Annotated in this window: 25 protein-coding genes and 1 pseudogene; 4 read left to right on the forward strand and 22 right to left on the reverse strand. The window is 44.7% G+C overall.

Annotated elements, in window-relative coordinates; translation table 11 throughout:
• Positions 1-4 precede the first annotated feature (4 nt).
• The 4 genes from ASG85_RS23175 to ASG85_RS23190 all read right to left on the reverse strand — a co-directional run bounded on the left by ASG85_RS23175 (position 5) and on the right by ASG85_RS23190 (position 5,226).
• Positions 5-1,735 (reverse strand): ABC transporter permease, encoded by a 1,731-nt coding sequence (locus tag ASG85_RS23175; RefSeq protein ID WP_060647858.1) that lies wholly within the window; start codon positions 1,733-1,735, stop codon positions 5-7.
• A 15-nt stretch (positions 1,736-1,750) separates the two neighbouring features.
• Entirely contained in the window at positions 1,751-2,833 is a 1,083-nt protein-coding gene (locus ASG85_RS23180) for an ABC transporter ATP-binding protein (RefSeq protein ID WP_060647859.1), read from the reverse strand.
• A gap of 64 nt (positions 2,834-2,897) precedes the next feature.
• Positions 2,898-4,028 (reverse strand): extracellular solute-binding protein, encoded by a 1,131-nt coding sequence (locus tag ASG85_RS23185; RefSeq protein ID WP_060647860.1) that lies wholly within the window; start codon positions 4,026-4,028, stop codon positions 2,898-2,900.
• Positions 4,015-5,226 (reverse strand): ROK family transcriptional regulator, encoded by a 1,212-nt coding sequence (locus ASG85_RS23190; RefSeq protein WP_060647861.1) that lies wholly within the window; start codon positions 5,224-5,226, stop codon positions 4,015-4,017. Before ASG85_RS23190 ends, ASG85_RS23185 begins: the two co-directional genes overlap by 14 nt.
• 253 nt (positions 5,227-5,479) lie before the next feature.
• Here ASG85_RS23190 and ASG85_RS23195 point away from each other — a divergent pair, with 253 nt between their 5' ends.
• Positions 5,480-5,917 (forward strand): DUF6376 family protein, encoded by a 438-nt coding sequence (locus ASG85_RS23195; protein ID WP_063860357.1) that lies wholly within the window; start codon positions 5,480-5,482, stop codon positions 5,915-5,917.
• A gap of 4 nt (positions 5,918-5,921) precedes the next feature.
• Here the strand turns inward: ASG85_RS23195 and ASG85_RS23200 are convergent, their stop codons facing one another.
• Genes ASG85_RS23200 through ASG85_RS23210 form a run of 3 tightly spaced genes read right to left on the reverse strand, consistent with a single transcriptional unit; the run spans position 5,922 to position 8,693 of the window.
• The gene (locus ASG85_RS23200) at positions 5,922-6,800 is read right to left on the reverse strand and encodes a GNAT family N-acetyltransferase (protein WP_060647862.1); all 879 of its coding nucleotides are present in this window, start codon (positions 6,798-6,800) and stop codon (positions 5,922-5,924) included.
• Positions 6,801-6,822: 22 nt separating this feature from the next.
• Positions 6,823-7,431 (reverse strand): TetR/AcrR family transcriptional regulator, encoded by a 609-nt coding sequence (locus tag ASG85_RS23205; protein ID WP_060647863.1) that lies wholly within the window; start codon positions 7,429-7,431, stop codon positions 6,823-6,825.
• A gap of 29 nt (positions 7,432-7,460) precedes the next feature.
• Positions 7,461-8,693 (reverse strand): aminopeptidase, encoded by a 1,233-nt coding sequence (locus ASG85_RS23210; protein ID WP_060647864.1) that lies wholly within the window; start codon positions 8,691-8,693, stop codon positions 7,461-7,463.
• Between the two features lie 177 nt (positions 8,694-8,870).
• On the opposite strand from ASG85_RS23210, the gene ASG85_RS23215 reads away from it, so the two are divergent.
• Positions 8,871-9,455 (forward strand): hypothetical protein (locus ASG85_RS23215; RefSeq protein WP_235550205.1); only part of this gene is annotated, 585 nt, incomplete at its 3' end.
• Positions 9,456-9,793: 338 nt separating this feature from the next.
• Here the strand turns inward: ASG85_RS23215 and ASG85_RS38095 are convergent.
• The 3 genes and pseudogenes from ASG85_RS38095 to ASG85_RS23225 all read right to left on the reverse strand — a co-directional run bounded on the left by ASG85_RS38095 (position 9,794) and on the right by ASG85_RS23225 (position 11,966).
• Positions 9,794-9,968, reverse strand: a pseudogene (locus ASG85_RS38095) (hypothetical protein).
• Between the two features lie 97 nt (positions 9,969-10,065).
• Entirely contained in the window at positions 10,066-10,863 is a 798-nt protein-coding gene (locus tag ASG85_RS23220) for a sugar phosphate isomerase/epimerase family protein (RefSeq protein WP_060647866.1), read from the reverse strand.
• Positions 10,860-11,966, reverse strand: coding sequence for a Gfo/Idh/MocA family protein (locus ASG85_RS23225; RefSeq protein WP_060647867.1), 1,107 nt, complete (start codon positions 11,964-11,966; stop codon positions 10,860-10,862). Before ASG85_RS23225 ends, ASG85_RS23220 begins: the two co-directional genes overlap by 4 nt.
• A gap of 133 nt (positions 11,967-12,099) precedes the next feature.
• On the opposite strand from ASG85_RS23225, the gene ASG85_RS38100 reads away from it, so the two are divergent.
• On the forward strand, positions 12,100-12,936 hold the full coding sequence (locus ASG85_RS38100) for an AraC family transcriptional regulator (RefSeq protein WP_060647868.1): 837 nt from the start codon (positions 12,100-12,102) through the stop codon (positions 12,934-12,936).
• A gap of 60 nt (positions 12,937-12,996) precedes the next feature.
• On the opposite strand, the gene ASG85_RS23235 is transcribed toward ASG85_RS38100, so the two are convergent.
• The 9 genes from ASG85_RS23235 to tdh all read right to left on the reverse strand — a co-directional run bounded on the left by ASG85_RS23235 (position 12,997) and on the right by tdh (position 21,691).
• The gene (locus ASG85_RS23235; RefSeq protein ID WP_060647869.1) at positions 12,997-14,427 is read right to left on the reverse strand and encodes a serine hydrolase domain-containing protein; all 1,431 of its coding nucleotides are present in this window, start codon (positions 14,425-14,427) and stop codon (positions 12,997-12,999) included.
• A gap of 215 nt (positions 14,428-14,642) precedes the next feature.
• Entirely contained in the window at positions 14,643-15,059 is a 417-nt protein-coding gene (locus ASG85_RS23240) for an organic hydroperoxide resistance protein (RefSeq protein WP_060647870.1), read from the reverse strand.
• Between the two features lie 512 nt (positions 15,060-15,571).
• Positions 15,572-15,763, reverse strand: coding sequence for a DUF2892 domain-containing protein (locus tag ASG85_RS23245; RefSeq protein ID WP_057302858.1), 192 nt, complete (start codon positions 15,761-15,763; stop codon positions 15,572-15,574).
• A gap of 134 nt (positions 15,764-15,897) precedes the next feature.
• Entirely contained in the window at positions 15,898-16,572 is a 675-nt protein-coding gene (locus ASG85_RS23250) for a Crp/Fnr family transcriptional regulator (protein WP_235549204.1), read from the reverse strand.
• A 198-nt stretch (positions 16,573-16,770) separates the two neighbouring features.
• Entirely contained in the window at positions 16,771-17,190 is a 420-nt protein-coding gene (locus ASG85_RS23255; RefSeq protein ID WP_235549203.1) for a DoxX family protein, read from the reverse strand.
• Positions 17,191-17,614: 424 nt separating this feature from the next.
• Positions 17,615-18,682, reverse strand: coding sequence for a CapA family protein (locus tag ASG85_RS23260; protein WP_082588197.1), 1,068 nt, complete (start codon positions 18,680-18,682; stop codon positions 17,615-17,617).
• Positions 18,683-19,092: 410 nt separating this feature from the next.
• On the reverse strand, positions 19,093-19,266 hold the full coding sequence (locus ASG85_RS38765; protein WP_164484181.1) for a hypothetical protein: 174 nt from the start codon (positions 19,264-19,266) through the stop codon (positions 19,093-19,095).
• A 140-nt stretch (positions 19,267-19,406) separates the two neighbouring features.
• On the reverse strand, positions 19,407-20,585 hold the full coding sequence (locus ASG85_RS23265) for a glycine C-acetyltransferase (RefSeq protein ID WP_057302856.1): 1,179 nt from the start codon (positions 20,583-20,585) through the stop codon (positions 19,407-19,409).
• Between the two features lie 65 nt (positions 20,586-20,650).
• A complete protein-coding gene (tdh, locus tag ASG85_RS23270; protein ID WP_057302855.1) occupies positions 20,651-21,691 on the reverse strand; it encodes an L-threonine 3-dehydrogenase in 1,041 nt (346 codons plus the stop codon).
• Positions 21,692-21,829: 138 nt separating this feature from the next.
• Here tdh and ASG85_RS23275 point away from each other — a divergent pair, with 138 nt between their 5' ends.
• The gene (locus ASG85_RS23275) at positions 21,830-22,390 is read left to right on the forward strand and encodes a helix-turn-helix domain-containing protein (RefSeq protein ID WP_057302854.1); all 561 of its coding nucleotides are present in this window, start codon (positions 21,830-21,832) and stop codon (positions 22,388-22,390) included.
• Between the two features lie 83 nt (positions 22,391-22,473).
• Here ASG85_RS23275 and ASG85_RS23280 read toward each other — a convergent pair whose 3' ends face one another.
• From ASG85_RS23280 to ASG85_RS23290, 3 genes are read right to left on the reverse strand one after another with little or no spacing between them, the layout of a single operon-like run.
• Complete coding sequence (locus tag ASG85_RS23280) at positions 22,474-23,736, reverse strand: Gfo/Idh/MocA family protein (protein ID WP_060647872.1); 1,263 nt, start codon at positions 23,734-23,736, stop codon at positions 22,474-22,476.
• 28 nt (positions 23,737-23,764) lie between these two features.
• A complete protein-coding gene (locus tag ASG85_RS23285) occupies positions 23,765-24,604 on the reverse strand; it encodes a carbohydrate ABC transporter permease (RefSeq protein ID WP_060647873.1) in 840 nt (279 codons plus the stop codon).
• 13 nt (positions 24,605-24,617) lie between these two features.
• A complete protein-coding gene (locus tag ASG85_RS23290) occupies positions 24,618-25,502 on the reverse strand; it encodes a carbohydrate ABC transporter permease (protein ID WP_057302851.1) in 885 nt (294 codons plus the stop codon).
• Positions 25,503-25,553 lie beyond the last annotated feature (51 nt).

Genomic DNA, 25,553 nt, shown 5'->3' on the forward strand with positions numbered 1-25,553 from the left:
TCCTTTACACAGCTGTACCCGCTTTGTCTCCGGTCAATTTTTTAGAAATAAAGAGAACAATGATAATAAGGATGATCTGAAGGACGCCATAGGCGCAAGCGGTTCCGAATTCAAATGCATACATTCTTTGGAAAATTTCCACCGAAATCGGGGCTGTTTTTGATGTAAACAACAGAATCGATGATACGAATTCACCAATGCCTGTTACGAAGGCCAATAAAGTTCCCGCTAGAATCCCGCTAAGCGACAAGGGGAAGACGATTCGACGAAAGCTGTACCACCACGAAGCTCCCAGATTACGGGCTGCCTCTTCGATCGAAGGATCCATCTGCATAAGCGTAGCCGACGTTGAACGGAAGACAAGCGGTAAATGACGCACAAAGTAGGCTAGTGGCAAAATCCAGAAAGTTCCCACAAGAACTTGCCCGAAACTGTAGGCAGACGGAGTACTGAAAGCAGTAATTAAATTAATCCCTACTACCGTTCCTGGTAATGCCCAAGGGAGCATAATAAATACATCAAGCAATGTCTTCCCTTTAAATTTAAGGCGAACGATCGCATAGGCAGCAGCCACACCGAATATCACATTGCCAACCGTTGCTACAAAGCTCATTTTGAAGCTGTTAGCAATAGGACGCCATGTTTTGCTGTCAGTAAACAATTCCACGTAATGACTAAATGTATATTCTGGCGGTAGAATTTGTGTTGTCCATGTACCATCAGTGGAAAAGGAAATGAGAATCAATACCAGAATAGGCAGGAGCAGAATGATGACGCCTATCGTGGAGAGGACCATAGCTGTATATTTCCCCCATACACTCTTGACCTCTGTCCGATGTACACTAACTCCTTTGCTCAAGTTCTGATAATTTCGCAAGCCTTGATACCAACGCATAATAATGAGAAATAGGATGGAAACAATGGATAATAAGGTAGATTGCGTAGCTGCCATATCCAAATTTCCGTTTGTTCGGGACAAATAGATTTGCATCGTCATCGTTCTGTCAATCCCGAAGATGAGAGGAGCCGTATAAGAAGCCATGGCAATCATGAAGACAAGCAAGGACGAAGCCACGATAGCTGGGGTGAGCATGGGTAATATGATTCTCCGCCAGATATAAAGACGTCCGGCTCCAAGACTTGCAGCTGCTTCCTCCAATGAGGGGTCGAGCCCCTTGATCGCAGCGGAAGCCGTCATATAGAAATAGGTGTACATCGTAAAGGTGTGAACCATGAGAACGCCCCATACACCTTTTAGTGAAAACGGCACGTGGTCCATCTCAAACCAAAGCTTGAGCGTCCGCGGAATAATACCGCTTTCTCCATATAGAAAAGTAAATGAAAGCACACCTACCAGCGGTGGCAGCGCCATCGGCACCATGGCAAGCACAGTCAGCGCTTTGCGTCCTGGAAACTCATAGCGTTCCAATAGAAAAGCCATGGTGACTCCGACAATCGCGCATGTCACTACACTTAGAACAGAGATATACACACTGGTCCAGAGGGCTTCCAAATTGGCGGTATGCTCCGAGCTGAAGAACCGTGTATAGTTTTTAAAAGTAAGATTACCTTCCATTTGAATGCTCTGAATGAAGGTCTGATACAGCGGAAAGAGCACATAGCCCAGCAGTATCAGAAACAAGGGAGCGATTAATACATATACGAAATGAGGCGAAGTAGTGATGGATGGTCGTTTGATCACTGGTTGATGAGATACTGGTTTCTTGAAGGTCATATTCTCATCCTCCGCCTATTCTAGAAAGTAAATGCTTTCCTTTGGTATATGCAACGCGAGTGCATCGTCACGCTGTCGTACTTGATGACCTTGATTGACGAACATCGCTTTCAAGGGCTTATTGGATACGTCCGTCAAATAATTGACATTCACCCCGGTGAATTCTGCGATGACAACTTTAGCTAGGAATGTGTTCTCCGATTGTGAAGATTCTGGTTGTGCCTCCCGTACTGCCTCAGGACGGATAGACAGAGTGGTTTGTGCGCCCACTGCCAGGTGACGATTAGGTGCCGAATGACTCACCAACCCGCATAGAACAAGATCGGGTGAAACTCTGACATAGACCTGATCTCCATCTATTCGCTCTACGGTTCCGTTCCAAAGATTAGACTCACCAATAAAAGAAGCGACAAAACGATTAATAGGTCGGTTGTAGATTTCCTCCGGCTTTCCAACCTGCTGTACAACGCCGCCCTGCATGACCATGATCCGATCCGACATCGCCATGGCCTCAGCTTGGTCATGCGTCACGTAAATGGTCGTAATGCCTAATTCAAGCTGCAGCCTTTTAATCTCCAAGCGTGTTTCTTCTCGCAGTTTGGCATCTAAGTTGGATAAAGGCTCATCTAGCAGTAAAATATTCGGCTCAATAACAAGTGCTCTAGCTAGTGCAACACGCTGCTGCTGACCGCCTGATAATTGGTCAATACGCCGATTTCCGTAACCTTGTAAGTGTACTTGCTGCAAGGCGCGTTCTACCCTTTGGAGACGTTCTTCTTTCGGTCGTTTTCTAACTTGAAGACCAAAGGCCACATTCTCAAATACCGTCAGATGAGGAAATAAGGCATAGTTCTGAAATACCATTCCCGTATTGCGCTTGTGAGGCGGCACTGTCGTTACATCTTGATTGCCAAATACGATACGCCCAGAGGTTGGATAGTAAAAACCGGCAATCATTCTCAAAGTTGTTGTTTTTCCGCATCCGCTAGGACCAAGGAAAGTAAAGAATTCACCGGGCTTAATCCGAATATGCACATCCTTAACACCCGATACTTTCCCAAATTGCTTGGTTACATGTTCTAGAGCGACTTCGATCACGTACAGTACCCCCTTACTTTGAGTTCGGGTAGAGGAGCTATCTCTACCCGAACGGATGTTTTGCTTATTTCCCGCCTTTACCTTTAATGCTCTCATCCCAATACTGCATCCAATCTTTCTCTTTATCAGCCATGACGGTCCAATCGAGATTCATTGGTTTCAATTCAATACCTTTCAGCCATGCTGGAAGTGAGTCTTTGCTAATATCCGTACGTGTAGGGATCTGGAACAATTTATCGGCAAGCTCTATACGAAGCTTCGAGTCGAAAAGAAATTCATAAAATTTCTTCGCAGCTTCTTTGTTTTTGGCATTTTTCACCATTCCTACGCCGTCTACTAGGATAGGTGCCCCGCTCGCTGGGTAAATAAAATCAAACGGCTGATTTTTCAAATGCTTCTGAATCATAATGTCCTGCAAATTCCAGAGCGAAAGTGTTCCTTCTTCACGGGCTAATTTTAAGTAAAGGTTAGTAGGATCCTGCGCATATTCCTTCGTATTGGCATCCAGCTTCTTCAGCCAGTCATACCCTTTTTTAGGATCAGCGGCACCTTCTTTGAAAATCATAGCGGAATAAATCGTTCTCATCGTTCCCGATGCAAGTACGCCCCGGATAATGATTTTACCTTTGTATTTCGGATCAAGAAGTGCATCCCAATCTTTAGGTGCATCCTCCTGCTTAAGTGCTTTGGAATTGTACATGATCACTTCGGGCAGCAGCATTTCACCATACCAACGATCCTTAGCATCTTTGTACAAAGCTGGTATGCTGTCTGCGAAACTTGGTTTGAAGCTTTCCAAGAGATCTTCGTTCGCTGCAGTCATCAGACCGGATTGGGTGCCGCCCCACCAGAAATCTGCTTGAGGGTTAGCCTTTTCTCCCCGCACACGCTCCAGAATCTGCTGTGCACCCATCGTTAATACCTCGACCTCAACTTCCGGATGCTTCGCATTGAATTTTGGAATAATTTCATCGACAACACTTTTATCCCTAGCTGTATAAATAACAAGCTTTTGCTTCTCTGCCGGTTTAGGTGCCTCCGTAGCTGCCGGTTTGTCAGAAGGCTTCACCGTGGGTGCTGGACTAGCATTTCCAGAGCTCGGCGCGGAGCCTCCGCAAGCTGTAATCACAACCATCATAATGCTCACTAGAGTGCCTACGAGCATTCTGGACACATTCCCCTTACTTGCTTTCATTCACATAACCTCCCGAAAGGTATATTTTGTTGGAATTTACTACGGGGAAAGCTTCTAGGACACTGTGAATCGCCCCGATGATGCCCGCTTTGTAGCCTAGAGCCGCCAGCTTGATTTGTGGTACGTACGGAACCCATTCCGTCAGCATACCTTGGATCTTCTCAACACCGCTTTCCTCGATGTCAATCATCTCCCCGCTTAAAATCAACAAATCAGGATCGAGTATACTGACCATATTCGCGATTCCGTAGGCCCAATGTCTGTAGATGTCATTTAATAATCGGCCTGCCTCTATGTGGCCATCTTCCGTATGACGAATTAGTTGTTTAATCACACCCGGCTCTTCCACAAGGGAAGGCAGCACTTTTCTGGCTTTTTCTTGGATAACTGGGACCGAGTAATTCCCTTCAAAAACGCCATATTCACCCCGGTTAAGCTTCTTTATCTGACCTACCATCATATATCCGATCTCTCCTGATGCTTCACGCGAGCCTCTATAAAATTGCCCATCTAGGATGATTCCCGCGCCGATACCGGTCCCTACATACATATAAACCTGATTCTTAACTCCGTTGCCGACACCCTTATGAAACTCCCCTAATGTCATCAAGTTAACGTCATTATCAATCACAACAGGTAGACCTAATCGTTCTTCGATCTCCTGTTTCACCGGTAACCCCATCCATCCTGTGCTTGGCGCATAACTCACGGTTCCATCACGACGCTGTGTAATTCCGGGTAAACCTAAGCCAATACCTAGTAAGCGAGATTTCTCGAACCCACTCTGGCTAAGCAAAGTCTGTAGACCCAATTCCAGACAACGAATTGCCATATCGCCATTCGTTGGTTGTTGCAAGCGAAAGTTGTAATCAACTAACAAATCTCCACTTAGATCAGCTATAGACATATATAGCGTGCTACCTTCAAAAATCGCCCCAACTACGCCATGAGCTTGAAAATTATATTCAAGCAGGATCGGCTTCCTTCCGCCTTTGGACTCACCTACACCAACTTCATGGATTAGCCCTTCCTTCATCATTTCATCGACCAACGCAGAAACGCATGGACGGCTTAGCTCTGTTAACTTCGCCAAATCTGCTCTAGAAACTCGCTTATTTTCCCGAAGCTTACGCAGAATCTCTTGTCTGTTCAATTGTTTAACGAGCTTGCTATTTCCGGTTTGATTGCGACCAAGCACCTTGTTCACCCCCTTTGATAGTTAGAATGACTAACAAAGTTTTCTAATACGATACTTATTAAGGATTTACCGAATTAAGTACAACTTCAAAAAAAAGTGAGATCGTAATCATCTATTCTCGCATGAATGGAAAAAAGGACTGCCATGTGGCAGCCCTTCTGAAATTGAAACCCTATTTCTAGAAAAACGTAATAAATCAATAACAAAAATTATGTTCTGTCAGCAAAATAACAGGTAAAGGAGAGATGTCAACATGAAAAAATGGATGTTACTATCATTAATTCTTGCAACTATGATGCTGAGTGCATGTTCACTATTAGAAGGAGCAAGTAACTCGATAGACTACATTAATCAAGCTACGCAGCACATAAATAAACTAAGTAACTTTGCCGAACAAGCACCGCAAATGATGAAAGATGCTGCTTTGAATCCGGAAACGAAACAGGAACTTGAAAATCAATTAAACGAATTAAAAACGGAAATAGAACAATTTAATCTGAAAAGTGTTCCTACGATTGCAAAGGATATTCATCAACAATTGGTAGACAAAAATGAAGTTTTGTTAAAAGAGATAAATAATGTGGTAGAGAATGGTCATTTGGCACTTGATAAACTTCAAAATTCACAAATCTTTACGACAATTAATGATGTAACAGGTTTAATCAATCGAATTAAAAATTTAGGCTCGTAAGTTCTTATAAATGCCGAATCATGTGCACTTGTTCCACAAATGTAGTAAATCCTAAACGCTCTAATACCCCAATGAGCTCTTTGTTGGAATCTCTTATGTTCATGGTCATACGCTTACAAGAGGAAAAAAATGGTGCGTATACTTCACTTAATACAGCCTTGAGGATATTTACTGCATCTGCTCGACCCGGAATCGATTCACATTGGTAAAGAGCGATGGTAGCCAGGTTACCGTCTTCTCCGAAAACGCGCTTAAAAAGTGCGTAGCCAACCACCTCATCCTCTTCATCTGAGATAAATATACATTCCCCATCCTTCATACTGGCCCATTGTGTTTGCCACGCTGATAAATGTCTGTAGAAAGACAGTCCTTTGACTTCCACAGGCAGTCCTCGTTTCGTAACATATCGACTAGGAGCGTTTGGCTGTAAGAGACTTGCATCCAGAGTTTCTGTATGTTGTAAGCAGATTAGCTGCTCGGTAATATCATAGCCGACACTTTGATACAGCTTTTTCGCTGCTTCGTTTTGAATGAGTGCCTCCAGCAAGGCGATATCCACACCTTGTTCACGATACAACTGGAGGTTTCTTTCCATTAATTTTTTTCCGATCCCTTTGCCCCTATGTTCCGCCGCAATGCCAGTACCCCCGTTCCATGCCACTTTCTTTCCTTCTATGACACGGAACCCATTCATCACGAAGCCAATAGGTTCACTATTTTCATACACGACTAAGGAGTGCTCTAGTGAGAGCTCTTCGTTGACAGTTCTTGAAAGAAATTTGTCCAAGTTCAGTGTACTATTTATGAAATATCCTTCGAATCCCTTATTCCATAACGAAACCATATCGTCAGCCGACAATTCGCTCATTTTTTTGAAAATCATAATCCTCTACCTCCATAGTGAATTATCCTATGATATATCGGAATACCTTTTTTTCCATCTCATTAATTATGGACTTATATTCGGTTTCCTCACCGCTAAGCATAAATTGTAGAGCAAGGCCATCTCTAACTGACCAGAACAAACGGGAAGCTGCCGCGATATCAAGATCAGAACGGAACTCGCCAGTCTTTATACCGCCCTCCATAATTTCCTGCATGAACAATAAAGCTTTACTCGCATACTGGTTCCATCGTTCCGTTAATTCTGGTTGGCGCGCTGCATACAGCATAAACTCCAAATGAAAAGCTAACCATTTACGCAGTTCGTCAAGCGATTGTCGACGGAATCGGTCAAACATATAGCGGATTTGATCCGCCGCGCTTGGCATATTTTTGAACTGCTCACTGGAGTTCTCCACCATCGCATTCATTTTATCGTCGGCCATTTGAATATACATCTCCTCTTTGCTGGAAAAGTAACTGTAGATAGCGCCTTTGCTCATCCCCAAATGACGTACGATATCATCAATAGTTGTAGCTTGAAATCCCTTTTCTATAAAGCAATGCAGCGCTCCCTCAAGGATAACCGCCCTTTTTTCATCTTTATAAGCTTGCGTAACTTTAGGTGACATTCAGCATCTCCCTTTATCCTGTTAGTACGTCAAAACACCCAATCTCCGTTACGGAACAGCGGTTCTTTTGCCCCATCCATCAAGATCCCATCAATTTTCATATCTGCTGATCCCATCATAAAATCAACGTGCGTCAAGCTTTCGTTTAACCCATGATTCTGAAGATTTTGTTGGCTCATCTCTATTCCGCCCTTCAGGCAGAACGGAAAAGCTCTGCCGATGGCAAAATGGCATGAAGCATTCTCGTCATAAAGCGTATTGTAGAAAATAAGATTCATGTTAGAAATAGGCGAGCGATGCGGAACCAAAGCAACTTCACCCAAATAGTGAGAACCCTCATCAATCTCAATGAGGCTTCTTAAATTTTCTTCCCCCTTCTCTGCCTTAAAATCAATAATCTCCCCATCCTTGAATGTTAATGAAAAGTTTTCAATAAGATTGCCATTGTAACTAAGCGGCTTAGTACTTTTTACGGTACCGTTTACACCATTTTTTAAAGGTGATGTAAATACTTCTTCAGTAGGCAGGTTTGCTATAAAAGAGATTCCATTGCTGTTGGTATTGCCAGCCGAAACCCAAATGTGATCATGCGGCAGACTCACTGTAATGTCAGTACCACCGGCGCGGTAATGAAGCGCCTTATATTGGCGTTCATTAAGTCTTTTTGATCTCGTGTTTAAAGCACTTGAATGTTCTTTCCATTCATGTACCGGATCATTACGGTCAACTCTTGTTGCTTCGAAAATGGCATTCCATAGGGCGCCAACCCGCTCTTCTTCGGGGAGTGATGGAAACACTTTATCCGCCCATGCTGGTGAAGGAACGGCGATAATCGACCAACTGACTTTATTAGTTAACCTAGCATCAGATAGTTCCCGCAAAGCATTATTGGATGTTCTACTCGCTGTTTGAATACGTTTGGGATCGATGCCGTTCATAAGATCGGGGTTATTCGCCACGACATACAGAAATGCAGCATTATTTTCTGCTAATTCCTCATATCCTTTTACACGCCACATAGGGTACTCAAGCAATGCTTCGTGCGGTGCTAGTTCATACTTTAACCGAGTAAGCTCATCGTCGAACCACTCGACATAAACGTGCTTTGCACCCACCTCATAGGCTTGCTTTACCAATCTGCGTACGAAATCCCCCGATATTATAGGTGCGAAAATGACCAATGTTTGTCCCGGTTGTACGTTGACCCCTAATTGGATGGCTAGTGATGCATATTTATCTAAATTGTTATGGAATGAATTCATTGAAATCCTCCTTCGAGATAAAATTCAAATAATAAAGACTGACCAGTCGTTTTATTATTTTTATTATTGTTCCATATCGTGCCAACTGTCAAGAAATAAAAAAACCGTCAGGGAAGATCATCCTGACGGTCCTTTTTCGTGTAAACCCATACATTTTGAGCACGGGGAGCGATGAATGTGGGGTTCCAACCGCTGTTGAAGTCGTGTTCTTTGAATTTATTATGCGGTATAAACACGACTTCAAAGGCGGCCCACCGCAAAGCGCCTCTCCACCCTCACACCCACCCCTCTTCTGTTCTACATTGTGCTTCCTTCCACGAAACGCGGGAGCCAGCACTGTTTTCATCTGCAACGATGAAAATCATCGTTGCAACGTGCGACAACCACGGCAGAGACATCTGTAACGATGTAAAACATCGTTACAAGCCACACACAGCGCGGCTGCCAGCACTGTTTTCATCTGCAACGATGAAAATCATCGTTGCAACGTGCGACAGCCACGGCAGAGACATCTGCAACGATGTAAAACATCGTTACAAGTTGCACGTAGCGCAGGAGCCAGCACTGTTTTCATCTGCAACGATGAAAATCATCGTTCTAGCGCGCAACAGACACGGCAGAGACATCTGCAACGATGTAAAACATCGTTACAAGCCACACACAGCGCGGGAGCCAGCACTGTTTTCATCTGCAACGATGAAAATCATCGTTGCAACGTGCGACAACCACGGCAGAGACATCTGTAACGATGTAAAACATCGTNGGGAGCCAGCACTGTTTTCATCTGCAACGATGAAAATCATCGTTGCAACGTGCGACAACCACGGCAGAGACATCTGTAACGATGTAAAACATCGTTACAAGCCACACACAGCGCGGCTGCCAGCACTGTTTTCATCTGCAGCGATGAAAATCATCGTTCTAGCGCGCAACAGACACGGCAGAGACATCTGTAACGATGTAAAACATCGTTACAAGCCACACGCATCGCGGATATAGCACTTATTAGAAAGGGGGTGCCCTCAAGATCTACGTCGAAACTTATACTTTCTATTATGTTAAAAAAGGAGACTTTCGGCTCCTATTGGTTTACATTTGTTTCAGTAAGTTTTATAAATATTTTCGCACTCTTTTCCTAATGGTTGATAAAAGCAATGCTTCTTATAACGCCCTACAAAAGGCTGATTATGCCATGTAGGAGGGCCCAACATTTCCGACCATCATCAAGCCAGGTTTGCCTTCACCTTCAGCTTCCGCACGAAGCAGCCTTGCCAAAAGTGCAACATCCTAATCCCTGGCTTTAACAACTGCCATATTTTCACCTCAACTGTTACTAAATCCATAGTCATTCGATAGAATCGAATCATTTCCCCTACAGATTTCCCACTATCTCCCGTAAAAAAGCGATGGACCGCTGCACGTCCTCAGTCATCGTACGCGCAGGGTTCGTTTCTGGCGGATGCCATAGCTCGAGCGCTATCCAACCTCCATAGTTTGCATGGGCTGCTGCTTCCAGCAAGACCCGCATGTCAATGTCCCCTTCGGTCACATCCTCGGCCGGAACGCGGCCACGTTGGTTGCGCAGGTGAAAGGCTTTGATGCGTTCAGGATATGAGCGCACCCAAGCAACCGGATCACAGCCTGCTACATGCGCCCAGCCCGTATCAACGCAAAGGCCAACTGCTTTGTCGGCGAAATGCACGACAGAGCGCAAATCAGCCTCAGCATTATGGCGATCCGCCGCATGATTGTGCAGCGAGAGCTGCAGTCCAAATGGACTTAGCTTGTCGGCAAGACGAGACAAGTTGTCTCCTTGTCGCTGGACAAGCTCCTCCGGCTTTGGCAGCGGATGCTTCCAATCGCCATAGGGGTCAGCGTTGACGAGCAGATCGGTACCGCCCGCAGCGGCGAGCCGTTCTGCATAAGGAAGAACTTCCGCTTCAAGATCTGCATACTCGCCATGCAGAGAAAGACCGATATAGGAAGCGGAAACTGTTAGTCCGTAAGTACGGACTAGTGCCAGCTTCTCAGGTGTTGCATCCGTCTCGACAGCGTCAAGACCCGCTTCAGCGCAGGCACGGTACAAATCGTCCCACACTGGCTCCTTACCATCTGACTTCCATCGTTCAAACCAACCATACATGTTGCTCGAAAAGCCGCGAATATTCATTCTGAAGCCTCCCTTGCATCTGTTGCCGGCGCTACAGTCACTAACTGCTTTTCTCCGGAATCTGCACATTTATATAAAGCGCCAATACATAGGAAATGATCGACGGCTCTTCGACCTACGTTCGCATGTGACGGCAAAGCGTTGACTTGGTTATAGAAATGTATAAGCGGGTGATCCATAACGGTGTAAGGTCCGCGTGGCCCCGGATCTACAATTTCTTCCACAACAACCCCATCATGGTCACTCCTGAAAAATACCGGTTGACGCGAGTCAAATGGCGTCCAGCGGAGAGCACCGAGTGTGCCCTCGATTTCGCCGATAAACTGCTCACTCCCGTGAGTGCACGTGCCTCTTTCGTAATGAATGGCGATTGGACGGGCATTTGAACGAGACCGAAACGTTAATTGCGCACCCACATGGTGCTCAACATTGTACACAACATCTTGAGGATCTGCGGCTGTTTGGGGCTTCGCCGTCCAAGCGCTGCTGACCTCAATTTCAGCAGGATCCAGCACATCGATTAAGGTGGCGAAATCATAGGGACCCCAGTCCATGAGAATGCCGCCGCCACTTTTGCTTTTGTCGAGAAACCAACGGCTAGCTGGCTGATACTCGATTCCTGCACGACTGCGCGTCCATTTGTTAACGAACGTAGCGTGATAGATATCGCCAAGCGCGCCAGATCGAATGACATTCTTAACAGCTTCGTTATGGAGCATGCCCTTATAACGTACACTGCAGCAGCCAAGCAGCTTTCCTTCTGCTTCTGCCAGAAGAAGCATCTCTTCCGCTTCTTCATCATTCATGGCGAACGGCTTTTCGCATAGCGTATGCCGACCAGATTTCAACGCAAGACGCGTCCCCTCCAAGTGGGCAAATGGAGGCGTAGCTACGATCACAATATCATCTTCAAGCGGCGGTTCAGAGGATAGCATTTGCTCAGCATCCGCAAACGTAATGCTTTTTGGAAAGCTGCTGAGAAACGACTTCAGCGCTTCCGCATTCGGGTCAGCTACCCGAAGCTCGACCGCTTGAGGAAGCTTGGCTGCTGCCTCAGCATGCGTGCGTGCTATGACACCGGCTCCAATTAAATACAAGCGCATAAAGATAACCTCCAATTTCGAATATGACCCTAATGTATCACATCACGAAATTGCGATTCTCTTCAAAATGCGCAGTAAACTTGTCATTTTGTCCACGAGCAGAAAAAGGTATAATGACTTGGGGGGGATTTGGATGTATGTGGAGCAGTTGAGGCTGACACGCTCTTTTGCCTTTAGCCGCGTATGGGGATCTGATGAGGAACACGATCTGCATGTCCATGATTGCTTGGAAATCGGCGTGCTGCTTGATCATGAGTTGGAGTACCGATTCGGCGATCGCATCTATCACGGTCAACCGGGAGACGTGTTCCTATGTCGACCTTTCGAACCGCACTGGAGCTATGCGAATACAGATCAACCATTCGAAGCGATCCTAGTGCTTTTTACACCGTCACCGGTTTTGAAGCTTCCCGATGGCAGCAGGCTGCTAATGCCGTTTTATGCTGGGCGAGGTATGTCCCCGCTCATTCCGGGGGATACGACTTACGCCAAGGCAATTGCAAAAGCTGCGCGTTCCGCTGCGGAAGCACAGGAGCAAGGGCAAACGGCATGGGTTACGCGTCAGTACATGCACTTGATAGATATTTTATTACAAGTGGACGGATTCTTTAGCGATCAAATGGATCAAGCGGCTCCGAGAGGAACGAACGCGATATCAGAATCCGTCGGATATATTCTTAGCCATTATCTGGAGGCACTTGATGGCGATGAGCTTGCCCGTCGGGCGGGTGTCGGGCGCTCGTTCTATTATCGCGAGTTTCGATCACTTACGGGCTTGTCGCCGCATGATTTTGTGAATCAGCTGCGAATTCAGTCTGCCATGGATTTACTGCGCACATCAGAGTATTCGATCATCGAAATCGCTGAAAGAAGCGGTTTTCAGTCATTGAGTTCTTTTAATAAGCAATTCAGAGCCTACGCCGGCTGCTCTCCCCGAGACTATCGAAATCGGTCTTATCTGGTGACTTAAGTATATAGAAAAAGGTCAGTCTGCTGCTGCAGACCGACCTTTTTCTTATTCACCAATCGTTCATCTAATTTTTCCTTTAATCCACTTAGGTTCCTCATTGCCGAACGAAACGTTCTGTCGAAATTGCATTTGCAAGCTTCCATCATTGAACGTACATACTACAGTCACGCAAAATGGCGCTTCCACGTATCTTAACGTTAACAAGAGCGTATTCGAATCCTGCCATGTTGCCGAGCCGACTGCCACATTTTCCTGTCTCATATGCAGCGTATACGTTCCTTCAAACCATTCGTTTCTACCAAAGCAAACCGTATGTTTTCCGGTGTTATTTTGAATCGTAACGTTGGCCGAATTCTCAGTAAAATCAATCGAAAGTGTTTGAATTTGTTCCTCATTTTCTTCTAACTCGAACTCGATTCCCGAAAGGCTTTTCTCCAGTGTTGAGCTTAAAAGAACTCGTGGCGGTTCCAAACTAAGGCCTTGCAGCGCATTGGTTAGTGACTCGGAGGCTTCCAGGTCCACAGACAGCACTTCGGATTTCATGGCAGGCAGCAAATGCTCCCAAATCGTATCAAGAACGTCTTGCATGTTATTCACTCCGGACGTTATCGCGATGACGGCATCCTGCTCCGGGAGAACAACGCAGAACTGCCCGAAAGCTCCGTCGCCTCGATAAGCGCCGTGACGGCATCTCCAGAATTGATACCCATACCCTTGAGCCCAGTCATTATTGGTGCTGGAGTCATTAGAAATTTGCTTCGTTGTCGCTTCTTCTACCCACGACTCAGGAATGAGCTGGTACCCAGCCCATTGACCTTTTTGTAGATATAGCTGTCCAAACTTGGCAATATCCTCTGTTTTGATCTTCATTCCCCAGCCGCCAATGTGGATGCCGCGGGGGCAGCTTTCCCAAGTGGCACCTTGGATATCCAGCGGTTCCAACAGTCGCGGCTGCAAATATTCCAGTAACGTTTGATCAGTTACTTTCTGCAAAATGGCCGAAAGCATGTAGGTCGCCCCGCTGTTATACACGAAATGCGTACCTGGCTCATGTTCCACGGGAAGGTTTAAGAAATTGTTAATCCAGTTTTCTGTTGACTGCATCTTCCCTGATGTATCTGCTGCATGTCCTGTACCCATCATAAGTAAGTGTCGAATGGTCATCACAGCTAGATGAGGTGAAACTTCTGGCGGCATATCCTCAGGGAAAAAGGAGATAACCCGGTCATCGAACGAGATTCGCCCTTCTCCCACTAACAATCCGATGGCTGTTGAAGCAAAGCTTTTACTTAAAGAAAACAGCATATGAGGACGTTCGGGCAAATAAGGTGTCCACCATCCTTCTGAAACAACGTGCCCGTGTCGGACGAGAATGAAGCTGTGAAGCTCTAGACTTCGGTCTTTAACTTCTTTTAAAAAGCTCGTAATTAAGGAAGACGCAATACCTTGACGCTCAGGCTGACTTCTTGGTAGGGATCGAATAGCACTCATTCATGTCTCTCCTTCTACACACCAGAATATGTAAATCAACAAGACTATTATATCACTTGCATCATCTACTTTTACAAATAATAGATTACAAGACTATTAACAACTTATTTGACCGCAACCTTTATTTTCAACTCATTTTTTGACAAAAAAATAAGCAGGATCGCTAACAGCGAATCCTGCTTATTTGTAATGCATCTGCTCATTCAATTCATTTTTTATACAACGTTTACCTCAACTTCGATATTTCCCTTGGTTGCTTTGGAATATGGGCAAAATTGATGAGCGGCTTCAACCAATTCCTTGGCAATATCGGCTTCGACGCCATTGACGGAAACATCCAATTTGGCTGCCAACTCATAGCCGCCACTCCCATCCTTGCCAATGGTAATACTCGCGGTAACTTTGGTGCTCTCCACTTGGACTTTCTTCGTCCTGATGATTAGCTTCAAAGCGCTATCGAAACATGCGGCATAACCGGCCGCGAACAGCTGCTCCGGATTGGTTGCATGTCCGCCAGGACCCCCTAATTCCTTAGGAACTCTCAATTCTAAGTCAATGACCCCGTCGCTGGAAGTGACTTTACCCTCTCTTCCGCCCTCAGCCGTTGCCGTTGCTGTATACAATTTATTCATATCAGTTCACTCCTTAGTAATTGGAAATATCACGAAATATTTATCTCCTACAATCCATCATCTTATACGAACTTCTGAAGATAAAAAAAGGGAATGTCCCAAAAGGGTTATGAACCCTTGAGGGACATCTAGTTTAAATCAGCTTCTCAGACTCTGTCGGCTCGGCGAGGACTCACTGAAAGCGCGGAAAACGCGCTTATTAGTTCGTACGCTCCAGAATAAGCGCGTTTTCCACGCTTATTCTGAACAGACGCGCAGGATGGTTTGCTGAGAAGTCGATTATCAGCTTCTCAGACTCTGTCAGCTCGGCGAGGTCTCACTGAAAGCGCGGAAAACGCGCTTATTGGTTCGTTCGCTCCAGAATAAGCGCGTTTTCCGCACTTATTCTGAACGGACGCACAAGACAGCCTACCGAGAAGTTGATTTCCGGCTTCTCAAACTCTGTTAACGAGTTTTGGCTCGCAGAGCTCTCGAGGAAAACTCTGGGACATCCCTCATTCCTTTTTCCACACTTAACGAATTTTGCAAGTATTACGGCCAAGCATTTGATTAATCGCACATTTTTGCGCAATGCCTGTAATAAGAAACGGAAGTGAAATCAATCCTGCTAATTTCCAGTAACCAGGTAAGAAGTAAAACAAAGACAATAACGCTACACCTAGAATAATACGAATCACACGATCAGTTCCGCCAACATTTTTCATATTCTATTACCTCCATATTGTATTGGTTTGTTTTATTGTGTTTCTGATTACGATCATAACAAAAGCGTTTAGATAGAACCGTAACTTTGTCACATAGCAATAAAATAAACGTTTGGAGGTAATATTAGCTGCATTTATTGTTCTATATATTTTTTCAAGTCCTGACGCAGTATATGAGAAATCTGTCCTCTGGATAATTGCAGCAGCCCTTCTTTCTCGAGCGATTTCAGCGTTCTGCTGATGACTTCGCGGGCCGTTCCAAGCTCAATGGATAGGGTATCATGCGTGATGGTAAGGTTATCGCGTCCATCCTCGGTCATCTCAACCAGATATTCCGCTACCCGGCCGCGGATTGATTTGAAGTTGATGCTATCCAGTAAGTTGGACATTATGATAATTCGTTTGGCGAACATTCTGAAAATAAACTGTCGAAAGCTTTTGTAACGGTCCATCCAATCTTTAAACACGTCAACTGGAATAGCAACTACAGTGCAAGGCTTTTCGATGCAGGCAGAAGCTTCATATTCGGTCTCGCCGAGAATGCTGGACATCATGAGGGGACAGCATTCCCCGCCATTGACTCGATACAAGGTGATCTCTCTTCCGCTTCCGCTGATTTTATACATTCTTACAGTACCTTCCAGAATTAGAACGGCATGCTCCAAGAACTGACCCTCTTCAAATACAAAGCTAGGCTGTAAATCTAACATTATAATTCCCTCATCGCTCCAGTCCTGCACAGAAATATCGGACAAGCTGGGGAAGCACGATACAATATGCGGGACTTTCTCAAGCATAGCAGATGACATTGGTTGTATCCTTCCTTACGAAATGGTAGGTTTTAACAAGCACAGTATACCATTAACCAATCAAATGATCGATCTAACTTCATCTGCAAATGAAAAAAGTGACAGCAGTCAATATCTGACTAGCTGTCACTTCTTATATTCCGTAATTAACTAGTTAAGCCTGCTTTAATCGCACGAGCTACCGTTAAGAAAGAAACATTACATAACTTGTGTTGGTTTTTGACCCTTTTTGAATAAAGAATCAATTGAGATGACATAACTGCCATTTAAGAGAAGATAAATTGCAGCCGCAATCATGGAAAGATCCAGTTCGTATCCAGCCATTTGGCCATTTCCGAAGAATCCGACGGCTAATTTTACTTTAAAAGTAGCGACTAGAAGGATGATAGCCATTAATGCGGATATAATACGTGTACCGAATCCTAGTATTAGTGCTAGGCCCCCTATCACTTCAATCGTTGCAACGACATAAGCCATAAAGCCTGGTATACCGATACTTTCAAACCAGCCTGCTATATTGCCAATACCTCCTTGATACTTATCAACCCCATGAGCAAAGAAGGTAATTCCTAACAGCACTCTTAGTATCAATGCGCCAATATGAACATTATTTTTCACTCTTATTTCCCCTTTCATTACTAACTTTTTTAAAGTCATAAACTTTATGTTCGTATAATACTTCAATATACTTACTTATGTCAAGCAACTAAACATAATATATCATCATACTTATTATGGTTAACGCAAATAATCACGCCTGCTCATAGCAGCCGTGATTAAATATAGCATTGATCATATTATAAAACCTTGCCAATCAAGCATTTTGCCGATGTTCCATCGATTACTTAGATTTTTTCTTGGCAGCAGATCTTCCTTGTTTTTCCGGATCATTTGAAGGTTTCTCCGCATGTTGAGACCCGTTAGGTTTGATGTCACCTTTGTCACCCATGTAAATTGCTCCTTTCCTTAGCATCTAGTTTAATTATTTGCCATTAGGTAACGAATTATGCCGTAACTATTAACGCCAATTCTCATAACTTGCTTACTTGGAAGTAACGATGTGTAAATCTTTAATATTAGTGCTCATATGTCTTTTCGTTTTTTCATAGTGAGAACTAGCCTTATTTAGTTGTTCGTTGGTTAATAGATCCATTGGAATAATCTTGAATTTCCGCCAATGAAGATCATAGTTGTAAGTCGGAAGAAAGCTTGGTTTGCTCAATTTAATAATCGATTTATCTGCCATTTTTGTTTTGACAACATCAATGGATGCCATCCCTCCAATTTTTGTATCTAACTCATTCTGAGCAGATAGAAAATTTCCGAGTGAATAAAGAACTAAGGTCTCATTTTTATTTTTCCCTTTTACCCATGCCGGGGGTTGTAAAACGTGCGGATGATTACCGATGATAATATGAACACCAAGATCCGCGAGCTTTTGGGCTAGTCCAACTTGAGCTTGGTTCGGGAACCGTTCATATTCCTTGCCCCAATGCACAGCAACCACAACGACGTCGGATATTGTTTTGGCCTGTTCCACATCTTTACGAATTTGGGTCTCATTCATCATATTTACCAAATAAGACTTTCCTTGAGGAATTGGAATTCCGTTGGTCCCATAAGTATAACTCAAAAATGAAAATGTAATCCCATTCTTGGTTATTGTCCTAATCCTGTCATGATCTGTTTGTGATTTGAAAGCACCTGTGTAAGGGATCCCAAGCATGTCCCAGAATGTTAGAGCACTTTGAATAACCTTCTCCCCTCTATCAAGGGAATGATTGTTAGCGACGGTGACTAGATCCACTCCAGCATCTTTCAGAGCATCACCAACTTCATGAGGACTGTTAAAAGAAGGATAGGTGGAGAGTCCAAGTTTTTTGCCTCCAATCATCGTTTCTTGATTAGCAACAAGAATATCGGGAACTTGTAACATCCTCTGGACTTCTGCAAACATATTTTTGAAGTTGTAGGTCCCATCTTTTTGTTCTGCGTCGGCGTAGACACGATCGTGAATCAAAATATCACCAATTGCTCCTAAAGTAACTTTGGTTACTTCCAACTCTTTATCACTAGGTGAGATAGGTAGATGTGGTAGGATAGGTGGCATGTTCTGGTCTGATTTCTATTTTATTACGTTGGGTTTTGTGAAGCTATTCAAGCAGCCGGGAGTCAGAAACAGGATTGTAACAATCACAGCAATGCGTATCATCACGATGAACCTCTCCTGTTGGTCGAATGGTGATTGCCCTGTTAGTATTCCCCCACCGCCGCGTAGTCCATGTTCTGACTAAATGAGAAAATGAGAAAACCTCTATCGAGGCCATTCAAAGATGAGCGACCGCGTTTAACAAGGAGAGACTTTGATCTACGACCAAAGATCCCTATATTAGGTTTTATCGCCAATAAGAAAGCGGTTTTCGTGATCCGAAAACTTATACTTTCTTATGTGGTAAAAAAGCTTATTCCATTTGGAATAAGCCCAAATTACCATCCAAGTTATCTCCCGAGCATACGGTTTTAGACAGGTTTTTGATGGTTGGTGTAAACCCCGATTATAGATAAGACCGCTGCTACGCCATTAGCAATCGCATTCATCTCATCGTCTTGAATAATATCTAATCCGTAAGCGTTCAATATCAATTTGGCTGCACCTAATAAGCCCAAAGTTAACGTATAATAGTTCACTTTCATTTCTCTCACCTCCTATAAAAATAGGATGATATATCCTATGTGAGAGATTAAGAGTCGGACATAACCAAATGGTATGGTTCCAAAAGCACAAAAAAAGTGCTGCCACCCTTGTCAGAGTTAGCAGCACTTCATACTTTACACTAGATCAGTCCGAATTCCTGACCAACCTTCTGCAATCTATCTAAGGCAAAAGATAAGTCTTCCTTTGAATGTTGAGCCGTTACAATAAGCCGTACTCGACCTTTATCCATAGCAACCGTCGGATAAATGATACCTTGAGCGAACACGCCTTCTTCCAGCAAACGATCCGAAAAACGCATGGTTTGTGCGGGATCACCTATAATAATCGGTATGATGGGTGTCTCACTTGCGCCGGTATCAAAGCCTAAACGTTGTAGAGCTGCTCGGAATCCATTCGCATTGTCCCAGAGCTTTGTTACTAAATCAGAGCTTTCCTTAAGTACTTGTATAGCGGCCAAACAAGTTGCTGCAACCGCAGGTGGTTGCGATGTACTGAACAGAAACGGCCTTGCGGTATGAATCAAATGCTCTTTCAAGAGCTGGGCACCGGCAACATAGCCACCAACGGCTCCGATTGCTTTGGATAACGTGCCTATTTGGATATGCACTCTGCCATGAAGACCGAAATGGTCCGTCGAACCTTTACCATTGGTGCCAAGGACCCCGCTCGCGTGAGCATCATCCACATAAACAATAGCGTCATAGGCTTCTGCTAGTTGAACAATGTCGGGAAGCGGCGCGATATCGCCATCCATACTGAATACACCATCTGTTACAACGACGCGTTTACGATGCTTTTGCGTTTCCTTCAAAATGGCTTCAAGCTGATTCATGTCCTTGTGAGCGAAAATTTTGCGGCTCGCTTTCGTCAAGCGGATGCCATCAATAATACTCGCGTGATTCAGCTCATCGCTTATCACCACGTCATCGGCTCCAAGAACAGCTGACAATGCGCCTTGATTCGTTGTAAAACCGGACTGGAACACAAGGGCCGCCTCAGTGCCTTTAAACTTGGCTAGCTCGATTTCGAGTTCATCGTGAATATCGAGTGTTCCCGTAATCGTTCGCACAGAACCGCTGCCAACTCCATACTTCTCGATAGCTGCGATCGCAGCTTCCTTGAGCTTTGGATGATGGGTCAAGCCCAAATAGTTATTGGAAGACATTTGAAGAACTTTCTTACCGTTTAGGTACATCCAGGAGTCGGAACCGCTTTCCCATACTTTAATGGAGCGGTATCTTCCTTCTCGCTTCCACCCTTCGATATCCGCTGCTAAATCATTCAAATAGTTGTTCATGCGTACCTCCTAAGAGTTTTGCGGAGCAAAACTTACTTCGTAAGCATCCGCTTTTGAGTTTTGCCCTAATGTGTAAATACAATTTTGCCGCATTGACCTTGATCCATTAACTTGAAGGCTTCCTCATACTGATCTAATGTAAATCTATGCGTGATAACCGATGTCAGATCAATTCGCTTCTGGTTCAGTAATCCCTTCATTTGATACCAGGTTTGGTACATCTTTCGCCCCGTAATCCCTTCAACCCGCAGCCCTTTAAAAATGATTTGATTCGTTAGGTCCAGGCTCACCTCTTTGGTTGGAATACCAAGCAAGGACACTCTGCCCGCGTTAGCCGCAGCTTCGAAGCCGTCTACGATGGCCTGAGGATTGCCGGACATTTCAAGAACAACCTCAACGCCTTCTCCATCCGTCATTTGTCGGAGTGCCTTGGATATTCGGGTTTCCATCGCGTTAATCGTAAAATCCGCACCCATTTTTTTGGCGAGCTCCAAACGGTTAGGGTTAATATCCGCGGCATAAATTGCTCCTGCACCGCAGGCTTTTGCTACTTGAATGGCCAATAAGCCAATCGGGCCTACACCAATAATGGCAACCGACTTTCCTACAATGTCGCCGGACAGAACTGTTTGCACAGCGTTGCCAAGCGGGTCCTGCAAGCAAGCGATTTCATAAGGAAGGTCAGGAGCATTATGAATAATGTTGGTTGCCTTCACAACGGCAAATTCGGCAAAGCAGCCAGGCGCCGTAATCCCGAAACTTCTGGTATTCGGGCAAACATGCGCATTACCCGTTCGACATGCTTTACAGGAACCGCATACCATGTGGCCTTCTGCAGAAACATAGTCACCGATTGCAATACCCGTGACTCGTTCCCCGACTTCCACAACAATGCCTGCGAATTCATGACCAAAGACGTTCGGCGTTATCACGGTTTTGTCTGCCCAAGCATCCCATTTATAAATATGTAAATCTGTTCCGCAAATCGATGTTGCTTTAATACGAACAAGAACCTCATCGGCTCCGCAAGTCGGAATAGGAACTTCTTTTAATATAGCACCAGGTCCTCTGTGCTCTTTGACCAATCCAATCATGGTAGCGCCCATCATCGTTCCCCCAAGTTTAGTTTAATATAATGCACAAACGTGCGTTTTACCATCTATATATACCATATTATACAAACGTATGTTATATTGTAAATAGGCATTTTGACAAAACGGAAAATAAATATTGGAGGGCCTGAAATGAACGAACCGATACATAAAATGGTGGGTCGAAAGCTTTTAAACATTCGCAAAACAAGAGGATTAAGCTTAGATCAAGTCGCTGATCTGACTGGTGTCAGCAAAGCGATGTTGGGGCAAATTGAACGAGGAGATTCGAATCCGACGATTTCTGTACTTTGGAAAATTGTTAGCGGCTTACAAATTTCGTTTACAAGTCTAATCGAAGATACCGAACCGAAGATTACAGTTGTCCGCGCAGCCGGGCTTTCTCCATTTGAAGAGGAAGATGGGCAGTATCGCGCATTCCCGCTCTTCCCTTTTCACCCTCAAAAGAGCTTTGAAATTTATACGGTCGAAATGGATCGCGACTGCAGCCATGCCTCCGAACCTCATAATGAGGGCGTTGAAGAATACATTCTCATGGTGGAAGGAAGTCTGGATCTAACCATCTCCCAGGAAAGCTATACGCTCAAAGCTGGCGATGCCATTCACTTCACAGCAGATCGGCCACATACGTATACGAATAGATCTGACGCTAAAGCCGTCTATAAAACCTTAATTTACTATCCGCCTTCTTAACATTAAGATTAAGCTACGGACCACCTATATCTATTAAAGAACGCAAGCAGCCGAATACCGTGGCCGCTTGCGTTTTTTTCTCATTATACCCTAACTAATGTTTTGTAAAATTGTTCGATTTCAATCGGCTTTCCGCCATTCACACGCGATTCCTCTGCGGCAAATGCCATCAAATGGCTTCGCACAGAAGCAGCTGCGGATGAATCACTTTCTCCCCCAGCATACGTACGAACCTCGCGAAGAAAACTGCGCACGATGCCCACATCGCCGCCGCTGTGCCCTTCTTCGGATGCATGAACATGAATCGCATTCTGCTCATTCGTCACAAAATCATGTACAGTGAATGTATGCTCTTCCATGTTTCCTCTAATTTCACCCTTCGTTCCCATGACTTGCACAATGCGCGTATTATCCCGCGTAAACCCGCACATGCTGAACATCGCGGTAGCCCCGCTGGCAAACTCCATATTCACTACCTGATGGTCAACGACATTGTTATCGCTGCGGTACACGCATTTGCCGTATGGTGTTGTGCGCAGCGACTCAAGTATGCCCTCTAAGCTAGTATCCGTTGTGAACTTAGCTGCCCACCCCCGGCCAGAGCCCAAATAATATTTGGGCGCGTAATATTGGCAGCTGGCTTCAGCCGGACAGCCGTCGAGACAACGTGCAGGCGCACCTTCAGGTGCGTTCTCCGCATTAAAATGCATAAGTGATCCAAATGAGCTCACACGCTCGCAAGGCTCGCCCATGATATACGATAAAATATCCATATCGTGGCACGATTTGGCCAAGATCATCGGACTTGATGTGTCCGAGTTATTCCAGTTGCCGCGCACAAAGCTATGCGCCATATGCATATTGCCGACATTCTCATTGAGTTGAATGGAGACAATTTGTCCAATCTTCCCTTCATCGATGACACGTTTCATCGCCGTCCAGAACGCCGTATAACGTAGTACATGACAAATCGTCAGCAAGCGATTATGCTTTTTAGCCATACGCTCCATTTCTACGCATTCCTCTGGACTTGGAGACATCGGTTTCTCAAGAAGGACGTGATAACCAAGCTCAAGCGCCTTCAGTGTCGGCTCGTAATGCATTTGATCCTGCGTACAAATGATCACGATATCCGCCAGCTTCGGCTGTGCCAAGAGCTCTTCCCAATCCACATAGGCATGCTCCTGTGAAATTCGGTGAGCAGCCACAAACGCTGCCCTTCTATCTTCATCCGGCTCCGCTACCGCGATAATATCAAGTTCGTGAGGGTAATTAAGCGCATAAGGCGCATAAGCATGGGCACCGCGACTGCCGGCTCCCAACAGAATAGCTGTAACTTTTTGCATAGTTTGGTCTCTCTCCTTATACTGTCTGTTAGGACTTACTGCCTGTAAAGGCAATCCCTTGAATAAATGAGCGTTGGAAAATAAAGAAGATAATAATCATAGGCAAAATAGCCATCATAGAGCCTGCCATAATAATCGTATAATTCGTTTTGTGCTCCCCTTGGAGGAACGCAATGCCTGCTGACAGCACCATTTTGTCGGGTGAGCTATTGACAATGAGCGGCCACATCAGATCGTTCCACGACCATAGCATGGTGAAAATAGCGAGAGCAACCATCCCCGATTTGGCTAAAGGCAGCATGATCTGCCAATAAATGCGAAATTGATTGCAGCCATCAAGCTTAGCAGCTTCTTCCAGCTCGTGCGGCAGCGTCATGAAAAATTGGCGCAGCAGAAACGTGCCGAAAGCGCTGAATAAACCTGGAACGATGAGTGCTGTAAGCGAGTTGAGCCACCCAAAGTCTTTCATAATCATATACTGCGGGATGAGGAATACTTGACCCGGCACCATAAGAACGGACAGCATCAGAATGAAAAAGAAATGACGCCCCGGAAAGCTAATTCGGGCAAAAGCATAAGCAGCAAGCGAGCAAATGATTAATTGGCCGATTACTTTTATCACCGTTGTAATAAATGTATTCCAGTAAAAAGTGAAAAATGGCAAGTTCAAAAATACCTTCGTATAATTGCTCCATTGAAACGTTTTAGGAAATAGTACCGGAGGTATCGCTGTTGACTCTCCTAACGTTTTCACCGATGTAAGAAACATCCAGATGAAGGGAGTGACCATGATGACAGCACCTAGGATAAGAATAAGATGTATGAACCCGGTCTGAACTGATTTTCGTTGATGGATTCTGGTGTTCATGCAGCCGCCCTCCTCATTCGTAGTGAACCCATTTCTTCTGAATTTTCATTTGAATATACGTAATAATCATAATAATGGTAAACAGCAGGACAGCGATCGAGGACGCGTAGCCCTTGTTATTTTTCAAGAAACCGTATTTATAGTATAAGAAGACAATTGACTGCGTGGATTCCATGACGATATCTCCTACCATCATATATATGAAGTCGAATACCTGAAAAGCGCCAATCAAAGAAGTAACCAGTACGAAAAAAATGGTTGGCGTCAAAAGAGGTATCGTAATACGCATAAATTTGGTTACAGCTCCCGCACCGTCTATGGATGCAGCTTCATAGTAGGAAGATGAGATACCTTGGAGTCCTGAAAGAAATATAATCATGTGGCTGCCAATGGAACACCATATAGCAACAATAATAATCGATAATAACGCCGTGCGATTATCCGTCAACCAGTGAGGACCAGGAATTGACAATAAACCTAGTAAGTAATTGATCAAACCGAAATCAGAGTTGTACAGCCATTTCCAGACCATAGCAATCGCGGCCGGCATGGTTACAACCGGAAGAAAATACATTGTGCGGTAAATGGACAACCCTTTGACCTGCTGATTAAGCAGAACAGCCAGCAGAATGGACAGGATGATCCCGATCGGCACAGCGAGGACGATATAAATGCTTGTATTCCGGATAGCATGAAGCAGCTCTTTATCCGTAAACAACATCTTGTAATTCGCCAAGCCAGTCCAAGTGTATTTGCCGAAGGCCCCCCACTCCGTAAAGGAAAAATAAAAGGTTTGGAACACAGGCCAAATATAAAACACCAGCAAGCCAAGCATTAGTGGCATAATCATGATATATGCCCACTTCCAATCGGATAAACGCTTCGAGCTGAATCGCATGTTTACTCACTCTCCTATGAGTGGAATTGGGAAAGGAGATCCGTTTCGAAC

It is taken from the genome of Paenibacillus sp. Soil724D2 (assembly GCF_001427935.1).
Lineage (GTDB): Bacteria > Bacillota > Bacilli > Paenibacillales > NBRC-103111 > Paenibacillus_E.